General features: G+C 31.3%; 22 protein-coding genes. 10 read left to right on the forward strand and 12 right to left on the reverse strand.

Annotated features, from left to right (window positions below; translation table 11 throughout):
• Positions 1 to 33: 33 nt before the first annotated feature.
• From LPB87_RS10820 to LPB87_RS10850, 7 genes are all read left to right on the forward strand, one after another.
• A complete protein-coding gene (locus LPB87_RS10820; RefSeq protein ID WP_230727900.1) occupies positions 34 to 1,290 on the forward strand; it encodes a dihydroorotase in 1,257 nt (418 codons plus the stop codon).
• Positions 1,291 to 1,304: 14 nt separating this feature from the next.
• The gene (locus LPB87_RS10825; protein WP_129537781.1) at positions 1,305 to 1,631 is read left to right on the forward strand and encodes a hypothetical protein; all 327 of its coding nucleotides are present in this window, start codon (positions 1,305 to 1,307) and stop codon (positions 1,629 to 1,631) included.
• 71 nt (positions 1,632 to 1,702) lie between these two features.
• Positions 1,703 to 2,347: an alpha/beta fold hydrolase gene (locus LPB87_RS10830; RefSeq protein ID WP_230727901.1), complete on the forward strand. Its 645-nt coding sequence runs from the start codon at positions 1,703 to 1,705 to the stop codon at positions 2,345 to 2,347.
• A gap of 48 nt (positions 2,348 to 2,395) precedes the next feature.
• Positions 2,396 to 2,572 carry a hypothetical protein gene (locus tag LPB87_RS10835; RefSeq protein WP_164998649.1) on the forward strand — a complete coding sequence of 59 codons (177 nt, stop codon included), beginning with the start codon at positions 2,396 to 2,398 and terminating at the stop codon, positions 2,570 to 2,572.
• A 189-nt stretch (positions 2,573 to 2,761) separates the two neighbouring features.
• Entirely contained in the window at positions 2,762 to 3,169 is a 408-nt protein-coding gene (locus tag LPB87_RS10840) for a DUF5071 domain-containing protein (protein WP_230727902.1), read from the forward strand.
• 114 nt (positions 3,170 to 3,283) lie between these two features.
• Positions 3,284 to 4,525 (forward strand): alpha/beta hydrolase-fold protein, encoded by a 1,242-nt coding sequence (locus LPB87_RS10845; protein ID WP_230727903.1) that lies wholly within the window; start codon positions 3,284 to 3,286, stop codon positions 4,523 to 4,525.
• A gap of 30 nt (positions 4,526 to 4,555) precedes the next feature.
• The gene (locus LPB87_RS10850) at positions 4,556 to 5,125 is read left to right on the forward strand and encodes a cysteine hydrolase family protein (RefSeq protein WP_230727904.1); all 570 of its coding nucleotides are present in this window, start codon (positions 4,556 to 4,558) and stop codon (positions 5,123 to 5,125) included.
• A gap of 145 nt (positions 5,126 to 5,270) precedes the next feature.
• On the opposite strand, the gene LPB87_RS10855 is transcribed toward LPB87_RS10850, so the two are convergent.
• The 3 genes from LPB87_RS10855 to LPB87_RS10865 are packed head-to-tail and all read right to left on the reverse strand — an operon-like array spanning position 5,271 to position 7,037.
• Positions 5,271 to 5,711 (reverse strand): hypothetical protein, encoded by a 441-nt coding sequence (locus LPB87_RS10855; protein ID WP_230727905.1) that lies wholly within the window; start codon positions 5,709 to 5,711, stop codon positions 5,271 to 5,273.
• 47 nt (positions 5,712 to 5,758) lie between these two features.
• Entirely contained in the window at positions 5,759 to 6,259 is a 501-nt protein-coding gene (locus LPB87_RS10860) for a hypothetical protein (RefSeq protein ID WP_129537775.1), read from the reverse strand.
• A 13-nt stretch (positions 6,260 to 6,272) separates the two neighbouring features.
• Positions 6,273 to 7,037, reverse strand: a complete 765-nt coding sequence (locus tag LPB87_RS10865; protein ID WP_129537774.1) for an MBL fold metallo-hydrolase — start codon at positions 7,035 to 7,037, stop codon at positions 6,273 to 6,275.
• A gap of 95 nt (positions 7,038 to 7,132) precedes the next feature.
• On the opposite strand from LPB87_RS10865, the gene LPB87_RS10870 reads away from it, so the two are divergent.
• On the forward strand, positions 7,133 to 8,593 hold the full coding sequence (locus LPB87_RS10870) for a TonB-dependent receptor (protein WP_129537773.1): 1,461 nt from the start codon (positions 7,133 to 7,135) through the stop codon (positions 8,591 to 8,593).
• Between the two features lie 285 nt (positions 8,594 to 8,878).
• Here the strand turns inward: LPB87_RS10870 and bcp are convergent, their stop codons facing one another.
• Positions 8,879 to 9,331 carry a thioredoxin-dependent thiol peroxidase gene (bcp, locus tag LPB87_RS10875; RefSeq protein ID WP_129537772.1) on the reverse strand — a complete coding sequence of 151 codons (453 nt, stop codon included), beginning with the start codon at positions 9,329 to 9,331 and terminating at the stop codon, positions 8,879 to 8,881.
• Positions 9,332 to 9,436: 105 nt separating this feature from the next.
• On the opposite strand from bcp, the gene nth reads away from it, so the two are divergent.
• Positions 9,437 to 10,114 carry an endonuclease III gene (nth, locus tag LPB87_RS10880; protein WP_129537771.1) on the forward strand — a complete coding sequence of 226 codons (678 nt, stop codon included), beginning with the start codon at positions 9,437 to 9,439 and terminating at the stop codon, positions 10,112 to 10,114.
• A gap of 90 nt (positions 10,115 to 10,204) precedes the next feature.
• Here the strand turns inward: nth and LPB87_RS10885 are convergent, their stop codons facing one another.
• Together LPB87_RS10885 and LPB87_RS10890 are read right to left on the reverse strand one after the other, a co-directional pair.
• A complete protein-coding gene (locus tag LPB87_RS10885) occupies positions 10,205 to 10,348 on the reverse strand; it encodes a hypothetical protein (protein ID WP_164998648.1) in 144 nt (47 codons plus the stop codon).
• Between the two features lie 51 nt (positions 10,349 to 10,399).
• Positions 10,400 to 10,984, reverse strand: coding sequence for a sigma-70 family RNA polymerase sigma factor (locus LPB87_RS10890; RefSeq protein WP_230727906.1), 585 nt, complete (start codon positions 10,982 to 10,984; stop codon positions 10,400 to 10,402).
• A gap of 454 nt (positions 10,985 to 11,438) precedes the next feature.
• On the opposite strand from LPB87_RS10890, the gene uvrA reads away from it, so the two are divergent.
• Positions 11,439 to 14,231, forward strand: a complete 2,793-nt coding sequence (gene uvrA, locus LPB87_RS10895) for an excinuclease ABC subunit UvrA (protein ID WP_230727907.1) — start codon at positions 11,439 to 11,441, stop codon at positions 14,229 to 14,231.
• A 7-nt stretch (positions 14,232 to 14,238) separates the two neighbouring features.
• Here uvrA and LPB87_RS10900 read toward each other — a convergent pair whose 3' ends face one another.
• The 6 genes from LPB87_RS10900 to LPB87_RS10925 form a co-directional block, all read right to left on the reverse strand.
• Positions 14,239 to 14,538 (reverse strand): hypothetical protein, encoded by a 300-nt coding sequence (locus LPB87_RS10900; protein ID WP_129537768.1) that lies wholly within the window; start codon positions 14,536 to 14,538, stop codon positions 14,239 to 14,241.
• A gap of 240 nt (positions 14,539 to 14,778) precedes the next feature.
• Positions 14,779 to 16,455 (reverse strand): mechanosensitive ion channel family protein, encoded by a 1,677-nt coding sequence (locus LPB87_RS10905; RefSeq protein WP_129537767.1) that lies wholly within the window; start codon positions 16,453 to 16,455, stop codon positions 14,779 to 14,781.
• Positions 16,456 to 16,536: 81 nt separating this feature from the next.
• Positions 16,537 to 18,006, reverse strand: a complete 1,470-nt coding sequence (locus LPB87_RS10910; protein ID WP_129537766.1) for an oligosaccharide flippase family protein — start codon at positions 18,004 to 18,006, stop codon at positions 16,537 to 16,539.
• 37 nt (positions 18,007 to 18,043) lie between these two features.
• Positions 18,044 to 19,327 carry a glycosyltransferase family 4 protein gene (locus LPB87_RS10915; protein WP_230727908.1) on the reverse strand — a complete coding sequence of 428 codons (1,284 nt, stop codon included), beginning with the start codon at positions 19,325 to 19,327 and terminating at the stop codon, positions 18,044 to 18,046.
• Positions 19,328 to 19,392: 65 nt separating this feature from the next.
• A complete protein-coding gene (locus LPB87_RS10920) occupies positions 19,393 to 19,860 on the reverse strand; it encodes a nucleotidyltransferase (RefSeq protein WP_230727909.1) in 468 nt (155 codons plus the stop codon).
• Positions 19,860 to 20,024, reverse strand: a complete 165-nt coding sequence (locus LPB87_RS10925) for a hypothetical protein (RefSeq protein WP_230727910.1) — start codon at positions 20,022 to 20,024, stop codon at positions 19,860 to 19,862. Before LPB87_RS10925 ends, LPB87_RS10920 begins: the two co-directional genes overlap by 1 nt.
• Positions 20,025 to 20,132 lie beyond the last annotated feature (108 nt).

A 20,132-nucleotide genomic window follows, 5' to 3' on the forward strand; every position in this document is an offset into this window, starting at 1 on the left:
TAATTATTTCAATTAAAATAAATTTATCTACATATGAAAATAATCATCCGTGAAGCAAAAATTATAGATTCTAAAAGTCCGTTTCATAATAAGACTGCAGATATTTTAATTAAAGATGGTTTAATCGAACAAATAGGAACTTCACTTCCTAATACTGAAAATGCCGACGAGATAAAACTCGATAATTTACATATATCGCAAGGATGGTTTGATAGTAGCGTTTCCTTTGGAGAACCAGGCTACGAAGACCGTGAAACGATCTCAAATGGTTTGAACGTAGCTGCAAAAAGCGGATTTACTGCTATTGCTTTACAACCCAACTCCTACCCGATTATCGATAACCAATCGCAAGTGAATTTTGTAAAAAATAAAGCCAATGGTTTTGCTACCGAACTTTTCCCTATCGGAGCTTTAACAAAAGCTAGCGAAGGAAAAGATATGGCCGAATTATTCGACATGAAGAAAACTGGAGCTATAGCTTTTGGTGATTATAATAAAAGCCTTGACAATGCCAATTTACTTAAAATCGCATTGCAATATGTACAGGATTTTGATGGCTTAGTAATTGCTTATTCGCAAGATCAAAACATTAAAGGAAATGGTGTTGCTAATGAGGGAATTGTTTCAACTAAATTAGGTTTAAAAGGAATTCCTGATCTTGCCGAAGAATTACAAATTGTCCGCAACCTATTTTTATTGGAATATACAGGCGGAAAACTTCATATCCCGACTATTTCGACAGCAAAATCGGTTCAATTAATTAAAGACGCTAAAGCAAAAGGGTTAAACGTAACAACTAGTGTTGCTGTACATCACCTGGTTTTAACCGATGAAGAATTAGAAGGATTTGACACTCGATTTAAAGTTACGCCTCCATTACGAACTGAAACAGACAGACAAGCATTACTTAAAGGTGTCTTAGATGGAACTATCGATATGATTACATCTGATCATAATCCAATTGATGTTGAATTCAAAAAAATGGAATTTGATATGGCTAAAAATGGTACTATTGGTCTAGAAAGTGCTTTTGGTACTTTAACAACTGTATTGCCTTTAGAAACTGTAATCGAAAAACTAACATTAGGAAAATCAGTTTTTGGTATCGAAAACAATACAATTACCGAAGGTTCTAAAGCAAATATTACCTTATTCAATCCAGAAGGAAAAACTACTTTTACAAAAGAGAATATCTTATCTAAGTCTAAAAATTCAGCCTTTTTAGGTACTCAATTGCAAGGTTCTGTCTACGGAATTGTAAATCAGAATCAATTGGTATTAGAAAAATAAATATAAACACAAGAATGAACAACTCAATCGAAGAAGGAAAAACTCCTGCTATTACCAGTTATATATTAATCATTGGTGTTTTAATCGCGATGTCGATGAACTCTGAAAATAAAAATAGCTTTGCCTCTTTTCATATACGTCAAGCACTAGGTTTATCGCTAACATTTATCTCATTCGGACTTATAATCAGTAATTTTGACAGCTTCATGATTACTTTCCCAATGTGGATTTGTATTTCTATCTTATGGACATACGGTATTTTTAGCGCTATTAAAGGCGAAACAAAACCTGTGCCTTTAGTAGGTGCACTTTTTCAAAAATGGTTTAAAAATATTGGTTAGTTTTTGATTTATAAATTAAAAACTGGCAACTTTATTTCACCATTTACAACTCACTATTTACCATTAAAAAAATGAATTTATCTTTAGAATATAAAATAAGAGAACCAAAAGTTATCTTAGACAAGAACCCATTATTACTATTACTTCACGGATACGGTAGCAACGAAGAGGACTTATTCTCTTTTGCAACCGAACTTCCTGATAATTACTACGTTATTTCTGCAAGAGCACCTTATGACTTACAATACAATAGTTATGCTTGGTACGCAATTAATTTTGATGCAGATCAAAACAAATTTTCTGATAATGAACAAGCTAAAACATCACGTGATTTAATTGCAAATTTCATTGATGAATTAACTACAAACTACCCAATTGATCCAAAAAACGTAACTTTAATTGGCTTTAGCCAAGGATCAATTTTAAGTTACGCAACTGCACTTTCTTATCCTGAAAAAATTCAGAGAGTAGTTGCAATGAGTGGCTATTTTAATGACGAAATCATTAAAGATGGTTATGAGAAAAACGACTTCAAAAACTTAAAAATATTTGCTTCTCATGGAACTGTAGATCAGGTAATCCCTATTGATTGGGCTAGAAAAACACCTGCTATTTTAGAAAAGCTAAATATTCCTGTTACCTATAAAGAATATCCTGTTGGCCATGGAGTTGCTCCTCAGAACTTCTTTGATTTTAAAAATTGGTTGGCGCAATAGTTTACATTTACAATATTCAGTCACAGTTTTCAGTATAAAAACATAATAATGGGAATAAACGATTTAAAGGATTTTATCCTACCAGCAATATTAATAGCTGCTGGTCTTTTTATAAAAAACACTAAAGATCCAAACTTTCAAACTTCTAAAAAATACTGGAAAGTATTATTCATTTTAGGAATTCTGAATCTATTAATGAAGTTGTACCTTATGTTCTTTCTATAATAAGTGATTTATATTACTTAAAAAGTTTTCAATTTATAACTTCGATTTCTATCAACATTATTAAATTATTACATCTTTAAATTTAAAATAACAAACTTAAAATCAAACAAATACAAAGGATTTAAATATTTTATTTAAATCCTTTTTTTGTTAAACAATATCTTAGTCAACAACGATAGCAATGTCTTAATGAATAAAATAATAAAAATGGAGGTGAATACAACAGATTTAATACCAAAAGATAAACATGATATAGAAAGAGCCGAAAACTTAAAAAACTACTCTTATTCTGAATTAAAATCCATTATTCCCGAATTACTTGAGTGGCTTCAAGATTGTAATTGGCCAGTTGCAAAACCAGTTTCGGAATATTTAGGGAGTATCAATGGAGATATATCTAAAGAAATTTTAGACATTTTTGAAACTAATGACGACGTTTGGAAATATTGGACAATATCAATTTTTGGAAAAATAACAAATGATAAATTTATTCGTGATGAAATTATACGAATTGCGATGAATCCTACTAAAGGTGAAATCATTGAAGAAGTTGATAAAATAGCAAATGAGACAATTCTAGAACGCGGTTGGAGGTAAACTATTCACTTTTGACATTTTTCCTTTTTATAATAAATCACCTTATCTTTAAACTGTACATCTTGTAACAAATAACAAAGAATAAGACTAACCAGTAAACTGATCTAACTAACTATGAAACAACTATTATTCTCCCTACTTTTTATTGGATTTACATTTTTAGCAAAAGCACAATCCGATAACAAGATTACTATTGGCACGATTGAAACTGTACATTCTAAGATATTAAATGAAGACCGAAAAATCTGGATATATGTGCCTGGTGGTTATACCAAAGGCACAGAAAAGACAGAACATTACCCTGTACTTTATTTATTAGATGGTGATGCTCATTTTACTTCGGTTGTTGGTATGACTGAGCAATTAAGTACAATGAACGGTAATACAATTTGCCCAAAAATGATTGTAGTAGGAATACTCAATACCGACAGAGCTCGTGATTTAACTCCTACTCATATCGAATCAGATTTACCAATGATGACTAGTGAAGCTAGTAAAACTACTGGCGGAAATGAAAACTTTATTGCGTTTATCCAAAAAGAATTAATGCCATACGTTGAAAAAAATTACCCTACGGCGCCATACAAAATGTTGATTGGGCATTCTTTTGGTGGTTTAACAGCGATAAATACACTTGCAAATCATACCAATTTATTTAATTCTTATGTTTCTATCGATCCTAGTATGTGGTGGGACAAACAGAAATTTTTAGAACAAAGCAAAAAAGTATTTGCTGAGAAAAAATTCAAAAACACCAGTTTATTTTTAGGTATTGCCAATACGATGGAAGCTGGAATGGACACTCTTAGAGTAAAAAAAGATACTACTCAAGTTACAAGACATATTCGTTCAATATTTGATTTAGCCAATGATTTAAAAAAGAACAAACAAAATGAATTAAACTTTGAATACAAATATTATAATAAAGACAGTCATGGTTCTGTTCCGTTTATTGCCGAATATGACGCACTTAGATTCATTTTTGATTTCTATAATCTAGACTTAACTATTACTGATTTAATGGATACAGGGATGGGATTGCCTACTAAAATTGAAAAACATTATCAAAATGTATCTGGAAAAATGGGGTATAAAATACTTCCTCCTGAAGCTCCTATTAATCAATGCGGATATATGGCACTTGGTAGAAAAAACTTAGCTCAAGCCGAGTATTTTTTTAAACTAAATGTAAAAAACTATCCACAAAGCGCTAATGTATATGACTCTATGGGAGATTATTACAAAGAAACAGGCGATAAAACCAATGCAATAAGCAATTACAAAAAAACGTTACTAATCAACAAGGAAAGTGCTGAAACGAAACAAAAACTAGCTGAGCTTGAAAAAGAGAAATAGCGCATTACAATACCATTTAAAAATATAAAAATGAAACTATCTAAACTTGACAATCCTGCATTAATCCTAATTGATATTCAGAAAGGTTTTGACAATATAGAATATTGGGGTGGAGAACGCAATAATTTAAATGCTGAACAAAATGCTGGCGAACTTCTTGAAATATGGAGAAGTAATAAGCTACCGATATTTCATATCCAACATTGTTCTTCTAATCCAAATTCATTATTACACGAAACAAATCCTGGAAACACATTTAAGGATATCGTTAAACCACTAGCTGGAGAAACAATAATTCAGAAGAATGTAAACAGTGCTTTTATTGGTACCGATTTAAAAGGACAACTTGATCATGATAAAATTGATACACTTGTTATTGTAGGTTTAACAACCGATCATTGCGTATCGACAACGACAAGAATGGCTGGGAATTTTGGTTACAATACCTTTTTAATTTCTGATGCTACAGCCACTTTTAACAAAAAAGGGCTAAATGGTCAAGAATTTAGCGCTGACACTATTCATGAAACTGCACTTGCTAGCTTAAACGAAGAATTTGCTCAAGTCGTTACTACAGATTTTATAAAACAGAATATTTAATTAATCGCTAAGAATCACGCAAAGCTCGCAAAGGTTTTATAATCTTTTTTATCGCGATAGCTATCGGGAGTGGCAGAAAAAACAACATATTTATATAAATAATAAAGGCGAGAATTACTTCTCGCCTTTATTGTATAGTTTCTATTTACTCGCCAGTATAAATAATCTTTCCAGCTTGTTTTAGTACATAACCTTTCCAAGGAATTAACTCTAAATCACCATTAATCCAAGGTTCTCCTTCGGCTTTTCGTTCTAACATAATTGGTTCTTTTTGTGTATCTAGAAAAAGTTCGGCTTTGTTTCCATCTTTTTCAAAAATAACATAAGCAACAGTAGAATACGTTTTACCATCTTTAGCATGTTCTAACTTAGTACCTACTTCAAATAATCGCACGCATTCGTTTTTAACAACCGACCAAGTATAACCTGCAGAAGCCTTACATCCATGGGCATCTGAGTCTCCTCCCACAATATGCTCTGGTTTTGTTTCTTCAGTAGTCACTTTAGTAGTTTCATCTTGTGAAACTTTTTTAGCACAAGAAAATGAAAGCCCAATAATAATCGAAAATAAAAATACTTTTTTCATAGGTTCTATTTATTTAGTTGTTACAATTATTAAACAGTTAGTGAATCTTATTTTTGGTATAATAATGACTGATTTACTTCAAAAGTTACGCTCCCATCATTATTAATAAAGTACTTCAATAAAACTTCTCCCCATGTTTCTCCATCACTAAAATCGGCAATAATCCATCTGTGGTTTAATACCTTAACTTTATTAATAATAAATTTATTCGTTCCTATTTGGTCATGTCCTGTATATGGATTCCCTTTTGGGTTAGCATTAAGATCCATTAATTTTTCAGTAACCATCGGAATTAATTGCTCGTATTTTATTGTTTTTGAAGCATCTGCCGAGTCAAAGTAATTTTGTGCGTTTTGATTGTTCTCTAATGAGAAATAGTTGGCTTCATTTAGTTTATTCTCTACTAAATCTAAACTATCTCTAAGTTTTTTGGTCGTTTTAACATAACGTTCCTGCTCAAACTTTACTTCTTTACTATAAAACATATAGGTAAAAATATTCATAAGTATAGCAATGATAAATAGGTAAAGCAATAAGGATTTTTTCATTTTTAAAATATAATTAAATTGTGATTTCTAAATTATCATATGCCAGATAAACATTTTTAGGAAGCATTTTTTGTACTTCTTCATGAAATCCTAATACATGACTAATATGTGTTAAATAAGCCACTTCTGGCTGAACCAAAGTTATAAAATCTAGTGCTTCCTGCAAATTAAAATGGGTATCATGTGGCTCTACACGTAATGCATTTATCACTAATACTTTTAGATTTTTTAATTTATCAATTTCAGCATCTTCTATGGTTTTTACATCTGTTAAATAAGCAAAATCGTCTATTCGATAACCAAAAACCTGCAGATCACCATGCATAACATTTACTGGGATTGCTATTTTATTTCCCACAGCAAACGGTTCATCATTAATTACTTCAATTGTTTTAACTGATGGTGCTCCTGGATATTTATTTACAGTTTCGAATACGTAATCAAAACGTCTTTTTAAATTATCTATAACACGTTGGTGTGCATAAATTGGCATTTCGCCTTGTCTAAAATTAAACGGACGTATATCATCCAAACCTGCAGTGTGATCGGCATGCTCATGCGTAAATAAAATTGCATCTAATTTCTGACAGTTGCAAGCGAGCATCTGTTGTCTAAAATCGGGACCACAATCGATAACATATGAATGGTTATCCCAACTAATCCAAATAGACACCCGAAGTCTTTTATCCTTAGCATCAGTGCTTTTGCATACAGGATGATCAACCCCTATTATCGGAATGCCTTGAGATGTACCTGTGCCTAAAAAATATACCTTCAATTGTACTTTATTTTTTTACAAAAATAGGATTAATTATCTTTCATTAGAAGCCTAATTTACTAACTTTGTAACAAATCAGCCATATTTAAAATAAAATGGGTATAGAAATAAAACTTAAGGGTGACAAAGTCATCGCTCAGATACCATCCATAAAAGACAAAGCACTACGCATAAATCTAAATGAAAATATCTACGGAACCTTTGCAGAGATTGGTGCGGGGCAAGAAACTGTAAGGCATTTTTTTAGATCTGGTGGTTCGTCTGGAACAATTGCAAAGGCGATGTCTGCTTATGACAAAGATTTTAGTGATGCCATTTACGGAATTGAAAGTGATGGACGCTATGTAACTGAAGAGCGGTTAAAAAAAATGTTAACTCTTGAAGGGCAAATAATTGAAGAGCGTTTAAGTAGAGAAAAGCACCCTACAAAACTTTTCTTTAGTTATGCCAATACTGTTGCAACAATCGATTTTGCAAAACAATTTAAAGGCCACGGCTGGGTTGGAATTCGATACCAGATTGAGCCTGATGAAGCATATAACGAAATTATTCTTCACATTCGTTTTAAAGAAACTGATGCTCGATTACAACAAGAAACATTAGGAATTCTTGGAGTAAACTTAATTTATGGAGCATTTTATAAATATAATGATCCTAAAAGATTGCTTCGTTATTTATACGATCACCTTGACAAAGATCAACTTGAAATTGACACCATTAACTTTTCTGGCCCTCGATTTGCCGATGTAGATAATCGATTGATTAGTTTACAATTGGTTAAAAACGGAATGACCGATGCCGTTATGTTCAATCCTGAAGGAAAAAACATTCTTCCTGCCGCCATTTTATACAAAAAGAATATCCTAGCCTTACGCGGGAGTTTTCGCCCTGTAACTAAGGTTAATATGGATATGTATGAGAAATCATTAAAAATGTTTCTCGAAGAAAACAAAGTCGAAAAAGATAATACACTGGTAATTTTCGAAATCACTCTATCTAACCTTCGTTCTGATGGAGAAATCGACGAACGCGATTTTATGGATAGAGCCGAATTGCTTTGTTCATTAGGGCAAACGGTAATGATCTCAAACTTCCAAGAATACTATAAAGTTGTTGAATATTTTGCTAATTACACCAAAGCCCGAATGGGATTGGCAATGGGAGTTAACAATTTAGTCGACATCTTTGATGAGAAATACTACCGCCATTTAAGTGGTGGAATACTTGAAGCTTTCGGAAAACTATTCTACCGTGACATGAAAGTATTCCTGTATCCAATGATTGACGAAGATGGTACAATTATGAACTCGACCAACTTAAAAGTTCATCCTAGAATGAAAGAATTGTACAAGTTCTTTAAATTTAATGGAAAAGTAATTGATGTCGCTGATTTTGATCCACATACTCTGGAAGTATTCTCTAGAGAAGTACTAAAAATGATTAGTCAAGGAAAACCAGGATGGGAACCTATGCTTCCAAAAGGTATTGCTGAGATTATTAAAGAGCATCACTTATTTGGATACGAGCCTAATAGAATTTTAAAAGAATCAAATTAGTCTTTTTTAAGTAGCTAAGTTACTGAGAGACAAAAATTCAAATATTTTCAAATACGAAAGCATCAGTTTTATAACTGGTGCTTTTTTTGTTCTTGAAGGATATCGTGAGATTGATATGTAAAATACATTTTATATACTAAACAATTGCAATACTGCCCTTGGGCTCCGCTCAGGATGATAAGATGGAGAATAAACTCTAAGCCTTAACAACTAAAAACGAGTGTTAATCTTTGTCAAAGTTTTTGAACTTTGACAAAGATCTTCTAAAAACCAAAACTATAACCTCTATTTTAAGATTTGATCTGCGTGTTCCTTGGTTTTCACTTTTGAAATAATATCTTCTATAATTCCTTCCTCATTGATTACAAACGTCGTTCTATGAATTCCGTCATATTCTCTTCCCATAAATTTTTTTGGACCCCAAACTCCAAATGCTTCTATTACCGATTTGTCTTCATCGGCTAATAACGGAAATGGAAAGTCATATTTTTCTTTGAATTTAGCTTGTGCTTTTTGCGCATCGGCACTTACTCCCAATAATGCATAATTATTGGCTTGAAAACGCTCGTAGTTATCTCTTAAATCACAAGCCTCGGCTGTACATCCTGGTGTATTTGCTTTTGGATAAAAGAAAACTACTAATTTTTTCCCTGCGTAATCAGCTAATTTATGTGTATTGCCGTCTTGATCTGTTCCTGAAAAATTTGGTGCTTTATCTCCTATTTGTAATGTTGTCATTTTTTTATTTTTTTAGACTTACTTAGATTCTCAAAATTAACAATTGATAATTAACAATTTATAATTCCAAAATTGTACTATTTTTACGGGATTAAATTTACGGAAATGAATAAACAAGAACGGGTAACTTTTGTTATAAATACGTTAAAAGAATTATACCCAACTATCCCTGTGCCTCTCGACCATAAAGACCCATATACTTTATTAATTGCTGTATTGCTATCAGCTCAATGTACTGATGTTCGTGTGAACCAAATTACGCCTTTATTATTTGCAAAGGCTGATAATCCCTATGATATGGTAAAAATGTCTGTTGAAGAAATTCGTGATATTATCCGCCCTTGTGGTTTATCACCTATGAAATCGAAAGGTATTCATGGTTTATCGCAAATCCTTATTGATAAACATGGTGGCGAAGTACCTCAGAGTTACGAATATCTAGAAGAGCTACCTGCTGTTGGTCATAAAACAGCTAGTGTTGTTATGTCTCAAGCTTTTGGTGTTCCTGCATTTCCTGTAGATACTCATATTCATAGATTAATGTACCGATGGAATTTATCTAACGGAAAAAATGTTGCTCAAACCGAAAAAGATGCCAAGCGACTTTTTCCTGAAGAAGTCTGGAACGATTTACATCTTGAAATTATTTGGTATGGCCGAGAATATTCGCCTGCCCGAGGCTGGGATCTTGACAAAGACATCATTACAAAAACCATTGGAAGGAAATCAGTAATAGATGATTATTATGAAAGTCAAGCTTCTAAAAAACAAAAAAATCACTAATTGCATATTGCACTTAGTGATTTTTTAATCAAACGACCAATTTGATTAATTCATTTACTTTCAAAACATCCTACAACTGTTGTGGGCTGTTTAATTAGCTATAATCTCAAAACTCTTCTCGTCAATTTTTACTACTGTTAATGCTTGTGAGTAACTTAATATAAAAGAAACGACTTCTTTGTTGGGTTTTAAGTTTGTAGTAACTGCTACTTTTTTTGAGTAAATTTTTGCCATGCTAATAATTGTTTATTTATATAACAACGGCCTATTACTCGATTTAGTATATCAATTAGTTAAAATAATTTGATGTTTTTCTATAATTTTTCTAATATTCATTAATGCATATCTCATCCTACCTAAGGCCGTATTGATGCTAACCCCTGTAACTTCAGATATTTCTTTAAAGCTCATATCCTGATACATACGCATAACCAGTACTTCTTTTTGATCACCAGGAAGTTCTTCTATTAGCTTTTTTAAATCGACTTCAACCTGATCTACAATCATTTTACTTTCAATTGTTAGTGTATCATCTGACATAATAGAGAATATCGAAAACTCTTCGGTTTCTCTATACATTGGCATTTTCTTAGTTTTTCGATAATGATCTACTATTAAATTGTGCGATATACGCATTACCCAAGGCAAGAATTTACCTTCTTCATTATAAGAATTACTTTTTAAAGTCTTGATTACTTTTATAAATGTATCCTGAAAAATATCATTTGATATATCTTTATCGGCTATTTTTGAATATATAAATCCATAAATCTTTGATTCATGTCTTTTTATCAATGTTGACAAAGCACTTTCGTTACCTTCAACATAGTTCTTCACCAATAGAGCGTCAGCAGTTTGCAGATTAGCCATAATACTACCTTTTAGTTTTAATTTGAAATTTGGGTAATTATCTAAAAAAGTAATTTTACTGTATAGGCTACTGGTTTTTAAAGTGTTAATTAATTGTTCAAATTTAACAAATATTTTTTTTATAAAGCAAATTAAATTAAGAATAATTATTACCAAATTCAGAAAAACATTAAAATAAAGTCAATGATTTCTAGAAAAAAGGTAAAAAACAATAAATTACCTCTTTGTTCTTAACAGTTAAAAAAGAAATCTAAATCGCACAAAATAAACCAATTACATTTTAACATTCTTTTTTTTGTATTCTTTAATCATCGCTATACTCCAAAATAATTTCCCTAGCAGATCTTTAATTATAAAGGAATAATTATCATGTTGTTTTTTACATAAATTGAACTCTTATCCTTAACATAACTCAAATCAAAAATGCTTACTTTTGTGGAAATTGATTTTTTGTATGCAAATTGACCTTTCTACACTCGACCCAAAGAAAAACATCATCATTAAAGGTGCTCAAGTACATAACTTAAAAAATGTAGATGTTGCCATCCCAAGAAATAAACTTGTTGTTATTACTGGACTTTCGGGTTCAGGGAAATCAAGTTTAGCATTTGATACTTTGTATGCCGAAGGGCAACGTCGCTATGTAGAGAGCTTATCATCATATGCGCGTCAATTTTTAGGTCGTTTAGACAAACCAAAAGTCGAATACATAAAAGGAATTGCTCCGGCAATTGCTATTGAGCAAAAAGTAAACACTACCAATGCCCGTTCAACAGTAGGAACTTCTACAGAGATTTACGATTATGTAAAATTACTTTTTGCAAGAATTGGCCGAACATATTCTCCTATTTCTGGTCAAGAAGTCAAAAAAAATACCGTTACCGATGTCGTTACTGATGTAAAAAGCTTCGAGCTAGACAGTAAGTGGTTACTTCTTGCTCCTATTCATCTTGAAAAAGGAAGAAAATTAGAAGACAAACTTAATGTTTTACTACAACAAGGATTTGCACGTATTTTAATTGACAACGAAATGGTTCGTTTAGATGAATTTGCAACTTCACTTAATACAAAAAAGAAACAGGAAATTTTATTAATTATAGACAGAATCGTTGTAAAAGAAGAAGAAGAATTCTACAATCGTCTTTCAGATGCTGTTCAAACTGCTTTTTTTGAAGGAAAAGGAATTTGTTTTTTACAAGAACTAAAAACAAATAAAAGATTCAGTTACTCTAATAATTTTGAATTAGATGGAATCACATTTTTAGAACCTAATCCGCATTTATTCAGTTTTAATAATCCATATGGAGCTTGTCCTGCTTGCGAAGGATATGGAAATATTATTGGTATCGATGCCGATTTAGTAATTCCAAACACTTCTTTATCTATATATGAGAATGCTATTTATCCTTGGCGTGGTGAAAGCATGAGCTGGTTTCGCGATCAATTGGTCAATAACTCCCATAAATTCGATTTCCCTATACACAAACCTTACTTCCAATTAAGCGAAGAACACAAAGAATTAATTTGGAAAGGAAATCAATACTTTGAAGGTCTGAATGATTTCTTCAAAGAGCTAGAAGAGAAAAATTACAAAATACAGAATAGAGTAATGCTTTCGCGTTACCGCGGAAAAACAAAATGCCACGTTTGTAAAGGAAAGCGTCTAAGAATAGAAGCTTCTTATGTAAAAATAAACGACAAAACTGTTTCTGATTTAGTCGATTTACCTATTCAACATTTAGTTACTTTCTTCAACAAAATAGAGCTGAATGTTTACGAGAAACAAATCGCAAAACGATTATTAGTCGAGATTAATAATAGACTATCCTTTTTGACAGAAGTAGGACTTTCTTATCTTACCTTAAATAGAAATTCTTCGACGCTCTCTGGGGGAGAATCACAACGAATCAATTTAGCAACCTCTCTAGGAAGTAGCTTAGTGGGTTCTATGTATATTCTTGACGAACCTAGTATTGGTTTACACCCAAAAGACTCTGAACGACTAATAAAAGTATTACTTTCTCTTCGTGATTTAGGCAATACCGTAATTGTTGTAGAGCATGATGAAGACATCATGAAAGCCGCTGATATGATTATAGATATTGGACCTGAAGCAGGAACATTTGGAGGAGAATTAGTTGCTCAGGGAACGTATGACGAAATATTAAAATCATCTTCATTAACTGCTAAATACCTTAATGGTGATTTAGAAATAGCGGTTCCTAAACACCGACGAAAATCTAAGAACCACATACAAGTTATTGGTGCGCGGGAAAATAACCTTAAGAACATTGACGTTACATTTCCACTAGATGTTTTAACTGTAATTACTGGCGTTTCTGGTAGTGGAAAAAGTACGCTTGTTAAAAAGATTCTATTTCCTGCTATTCAGAAAAAGTTAGACAACGCAGCTGAAAAAGCAGGTCAGTTTACCGAAATAAAAGGATCTTTTTCGCAAATAAAACATATTGAATATGTAGATCAAAATCCTATCGGAAGAAGTTCTCGTTCTAATCCCGTAACTTACATAAAAGCTTATGATGATATCAGAGAACTATATGCTAAAGAGAAACTATCAAAAATAAGAGGTTATCAAGCCAAACATTTTTCATTTAATGTAGATGGTGGAAGATGCGAAACCTGCAAAGGAGAAGGCTCTATTAACGTTGAAATGGTTTTTATGGCCGATGTGCAATTACCATGTGAAACTTGCGGGGGTAAACGTTTCAAAAAAGAAGTTTTAGAAATTACTTTTGATCATAAAAACATCAATGATGTCCTAACCATGACTATTGATGATGCAATTAGTTTCTTTTCTGTAAACAATCAAACTAAAATTACTCAAAAATTACAGCCATTACAAGATGTTGGTTTAGGATATGTACAATTAGGACAATCCTCTTCTACCCTTTCTGGTGGTGAAGCTCAACGTATTAAACTAGCTTCATTCTTAGTTAAAGGTGCTACAAAAGACAAAGCACTATTTGTTTTTGATGAACCTACAACTGGGCTTCACTTTCACGATATCAAGAAATTATTAGCTTCATTTGACGCATTGATAGATAAAGGGCATTCTATAATTGTAATAGAACACAATCTTGACCTTATAAAATGTGCCGATTGGATAATTGATTTAGGCCCAGAAGGCGGAGAAAATGGTGGGGAATTATTAGCAGAAGGAATACCTGAAGATATAGTAAAGATAAAAAAATCTATAACAGGTATCTACTTAAAAGAGAAATTGTAATAGTAACTTATTCGTGATAACATTTATCTTCAAAAGGAATCCCATCTTCATCGATGGCAACCAATATTTTTTTGTTTTTAGATGATTCTATGGTTAAATACAACCAAGCAACAGACCATAATCCAAATGTTAGACAACAAATAAGGAAATTAAAACTATGATCAACCACTCTTTCTCCTTTTGACAAAACAGCAAAGAGCATTTCATCATTTCTCTCTTCTAAAATAAAACCGTTATGAATTTTATTTGAAATTATATTTGAGAATATTTTTAAACTTTCTTCTTGAGTAAATTGTGGGCTTTTCATAATCATAAATTAAAATTATTTTTAGCTATTTACTTTAATAATTTATTTCGGAATAATTCAGAAAGCAAAATTAGTTTAGAATAACAAATTAAACAATACCCACTTTTAGTGATTTTGCGATTAGTCTTTCATCATAAAACACTAAATAAAATTAATTCGCTAATATAAAGCATCATATCAAAAGATTCATTACATATTAATCAATTGTCTTTTTTCAATAAACTACTCCTAAACAATAAATTACAACTTGTTTTTAATATTAAACGTGGGAGTTTCGTAATTATTACCTAGATATTCTTCAGGTATAGTTGTTTTGTTTCCGTCACGAAGTGCCTTGTAATGTGGCGACATTATTTCGATACCTGCTTCGTTAAAACTATCTTGAATATTTTGATGCAAAGAAGAATAAATTGCAGGCTGTTTCTGAGGCTCTTTGGTATATGCATTTATTTCATAACACACATAAAAATCATCTAAACCTGTTTGTAAAACAAATGGAGCCGGAACACTTTCAATAAAATCTGCTTTTAATGCTGCATTAATTAATGCTTTGTGTACAGCTGGCCATGGCACATCATACCCAATAGTAACGGCAGAATGAACGATCAATCCTTTAGCATCTTCTTTTGTATTTGCCGAATAATTAATCGATGTACTCGACAAAACGGTTGCGTTTGGTATAGTAATGTCTTCAAATTTTGGCGTTCTCATACGCGTCACTAAAGCCGTTTTCTCTATTACTTCCCCACTCACATCACCTATTTTTATAAAATCCCCAATTTTAAATGGTCGCATATAAGTAATAACTAACCCAGCAACCATATTGGCAATTGCATTTGATGATCCTAATGAAAATAAAATCCCCACAAAAACAGAAACTCCCTTAAAAACCGGTGAATCTGAGCCAGGTAAATACGGAAAAATAACAACTAGCATAAAAGCATACATCAAGAAACGTATGATATTAAATGTAGGTTTTGCCCAATCACTATAAAAACCATTTATTTTAATATTACCTTTATTAATCTCATCTACAAAAAACTTGATTACTTTTAAAATATATTTAAAAATAAACACAATTACGACTATCGTAAATAAATTAGGCAAGAATGCTACAAAACCAAAAACTGCCAACCTTGCAGGGGTAAGAATCCAATGTAGCAAGGTTGTTGTATATTTTTCGGTACCTGGAAAAATGCTAAAAAGGATTGGCAGCGACAAATACACGATTAGTATTAACACAAAAACCTTTATTGCCCCAATTAATCGCATTGCTAGAAAAAGTTGCTTTTGTGGGCTGAATATATTAATCCCATTGTACTTAAATCCGGTAAAATATTTTTCTTTATTTCTGGACAAATATACTCTTGCTTTATTAAAAAGTCTTCCTACAAAAACTAATACAAGACCAAGAATTAATATTAATAAAGCGGTAAATCCCAATCGTCTTGGTAGCAACGAATTATTCTCATTCTCAAAAATAATAGCCTTTTTTATTGCTACAAGATTACGCTCTGCAATACTATTAGCAGGCATATTTTCTGATTTTGCATCGGCATCTAAAATTGCCATCAACACAAAATCTTTTGCATAAATAATATCTAAGCTTACATCTGAATGAATAATTTTAAGAGAATCGGCTACAAAAAAAGTATCTTCATAGAGTTTTATAATTCTATCAGAAATAGCCTGTGCTCTACTTTCGGCAGAAAACGAGCCTACTTTATTATAAACATAAAAAAGGGTATCTTTAAAAGGAGTAACAGGATAGCCTTTTAAATTAATGACAGAAACAGAATCAGCTTGATTGCTTTTAGCACGTTGGGCTTCAAGTTTATCTTTTACTTTTTGAGCAAAACTACCTTGAAAAACCAAAAACAAAGGAATAAACAACAAAAAAATTATTCTCTTTTTCATATCTGTATATAATAAAACCAGAGGTGGTTTAACAAATATAAAACAAAATAAATCACTTTTTGTTTCCTATATCATTTCTTACTAAATTTTAATTCCAAGCTTCATCATGAAGTTATTTATTACTTGGTTTATCTCTTTAGATATTTCAAACTTATAGTTTAAATACACATAAAAAACCGTCACAATAACTGATTTTAAAGCAATCCCAATTAACGGATAAACCGGGAATTCCCAAAAGTAAAATAATAAAAACAACACTGATGTAAGCAGTAATGAATACATATTTTGCTTTGTAAAAGGATACAAATGAAGTTTCTTAACTACAAAAAGTAATTTTGCCAAACTGTATGCTGTGATAGACAACAACGTTGCAAATGCAGACCCTTTAATACCATAAATCGGTATAAAAATTATATTTAAAACAAAGGTCAAAACAACCAAACCTAATCCTAAAAATAAAACCGTTCGATAATATTTTGTATTAAAAATAATAGCATTATTATTCCCCAAAATAAGATCAAAATATTTAGATAATCCAATCATAAAAACAACAGGGACTCCTCCTCTATATTCTTCAGGAACTATTTCATACAACTGATTAATATTGACGAAAATACACAACATCACAAATCCACCAACAATCTGTAAATTAATAGATGTCTTTTTGTACAAATCATTTAATTCGTCGTGTTTATTTTCATGCATTAATTTAGCCGTAATAGGATACACAATTTGATGCATTGCACGGCTCGGAACTGAGATTACCAAGGCTATATAGGTTGCTACAGAATAATAGGCAATATTCTCAATTTTCATATACTGATTAAGCATCAACTTATCTCCATCCAAAAGCAAATTAGCTACACTTCCTGAAAGAATTATGTAAAACGTATATTCCATTACACTCTTTACATTCTTTGGTATTGTGATCTGAAAGTTTGGTTTCTTGATACTAAAAGCATAAAACATCGTCACGATGAAAGCTAAAAAATAAATTGCTGCAGTTATATATACAAATTGAATTAAGGTTATCCAGTGAAAATACAATCCTACTAATACAACAGAGGAAAACAGTCTTAAACCAACTTCTTTGATAAAATTACCAAAAACAGAATGCATATGCACCCTTGCCCAAGCATAAAATATCTCGAAATAAGCCATACAAATTCCAACAAAAGGAATCAGTAAAATAAACTCTTTTACAACTGGGTTTTTCTTTGATACAAAGGCTGTAATATCATCAAAAAAGAAAAATCCAATTACCCCTAACGGGATACACATTAATATAGGAAATAAAGCCGTAAATGATAAAAACTGCTCTCTTTCTTCTTCCGTTTTATATTGGGAATAAAATTTGACCAACGTATTTTGCATTCCAATTGCAAACAAAGGCATAATCACATTTGCAGCAGAAAGAATATAATTTGTTAATCCGTAATAAGTTTCGCCTAAATAAATTGGATACAGATAAAGCGTATTTATAGCACCAATACCAAAACCAATATATGTAATGATAGTATTTTTGAAAGACTGATTTAAGACTATGCCCATTGAAGGTATTTGTATTTTTTAAACTTTAAAAAGTATTCTATTTAATCAATTGTGCTAACTGCTTTGTTAGGTTTTTTCTAGAATATTGTTGCAATCCTACTCCGTTTGCTTGTAGTTTGCCTTCTAAAAATTGATTATAAAAATCCAAAATTACACTTTTTAATTTCATTTTTTCAGAATAGTCAAAAAACACTCCTGTATTGGTCTGGGTTATAATATCTGAGAAGTCTGAGCCCTTTGGTCCAATAGCAATTATTGGTCTATTAGAAACCATGTATTCAAACAATTTTCCTGGAATAATACTCTTTGTATCTTCTGAATTGATTTCGATTAACAATAAAACCTGAGATTTTTTCTGGTGTGCTACTGCTTCCATATGTGAAACATAACCTAAATTATTCAGATAATTATCTAACTTGTATTTAGAAATTGTTTCTAATACTTCTTGACTAACTGCTCCTATTAGTTTTATTTCTAAATGTTGCTTGAACTCTGGAATCTCTTGTAACAATTCGACCAAGCATTCCCATAAAAAGAGCGGGTTTCTTTCTGATAAGAACGAACCTATATGAGCCAATGTAAACTTGGTATCTAAAGTTTGTTTCTCGACATTTTCAACATCGTAGCCATTTGTAATAACCTCAATTGGTTTTGTTGTTATTTCTTGAAACTCCGTTTTAGTTGTTTTACTAGTTACAAGAATAGCATCTGCTGCATTTAAAACCTTATGTTCTAATTTTTTATGCTTTTTAGCAGCATAACTAGACAAACGTAATGATTTATGATACCCAATCGTAGTCCATGGATCACGAAAATCAGCAAACCATTTTATGTCTAACTTTTGTTTTAGCTCCAAACCAATAAGATGCAAACTATGTGGCGGACCAGAAGTTACAATTGTATCGATACTATTCTCGACAATATATTTTTCTAAGAATGAAACGGATGGTTTTACCCATAAAACACGTGCATCTGGAATAAACAAATTACCTCTAACCCAAAGAAATGCTTTATCAAGAAGAGATTGCTTTTTTTTATTTGGAAAAATCCCTGAAGCTATTTTCTTAGTTTTATTTTTAGAAAAAAACGAAGCCAATTGATATGGCTCAATAATTTTGTTCTTAATAACAATTACCTGATCTGAAACTTCTTTTACTAATCCTTCATCAACGATTGGATAAGTTGGATTTTCTGGTACATATACAATTGGCTGAACACCAAATTCGGGTAAATATTTTACAAATTTCAACCAGCGTTGCACACCTGGCCCTCCTGCTGGTGGAAAATAATAGGTAATTATTAAAAGTTTCTTTTGTTCCAAGAAAAAATTGATTTAATGTTTAAAAATTTTAAATTCAGGAGTTAGTATAATGACTACGATTTCTTTTAAAAATCGTCTTTACTATTTAATTTATCAAGCTCTTCTATATCTAAAAGATCTTTTAACCTATTAGCTGCTTTCTTAGATAGAATCAAATTATCGTAATCAATAAAATTAACTGGTATTTTTTCGATAGAGACAATCGTAGCAACTTCTAAAAGAGAATCAAAAGATTGGTTTTCTAACCCTTTTACTGTGGTCATAATATCAAGTCTTAGACCATAATTTAGTGTAAAATCTGTCCATCCTGGAACAAACTGCATTGTTTCTATAGATTCAAAGTTTCCTATACCAATTGCTATGAAAGCTTTCTTAAGATTTTGTCTGTTTTCTAAAGTATCCTCAAGATAAACATCTAAATCTCCTGTATTTCGATTATACCCATAAACGTTTACCGCAAAACCTCCAATAATGATGTACCTTACATTAAATTCATGAAAATACTTCCAAATCGAAATAATTTGCTCGTTCATTATTTTTTACATTGAGTTCTTGTGGCAGTACGTAACATATAGGAAACCTCAATAATGGCCATCATTCTCTCTAATCTCTCCAGATAAGAAAGTGATTTTATTTCAGCTATTCTTTTTTTCTCCATAGCTTTAATATCTATCTCATTATTTTTATTAGTTTCCACTTTTACAAAAATTAATTAAAAATTCTACCCTTTAACATTCTTAATAAACCATACAACAAAAGTACGCAATTTAAAAAGATCCAAAAATTATAAAAAATCCATACTGTT

The organism is Flavobacterium sp. EDS, assembly GCF_020991525.1.
Taxonomy (GTDB): Bacteria; Bacteroidota; Bacteroidia; order Flavobacteriales; family Flavobacteriaceae; genus Flavobacterium.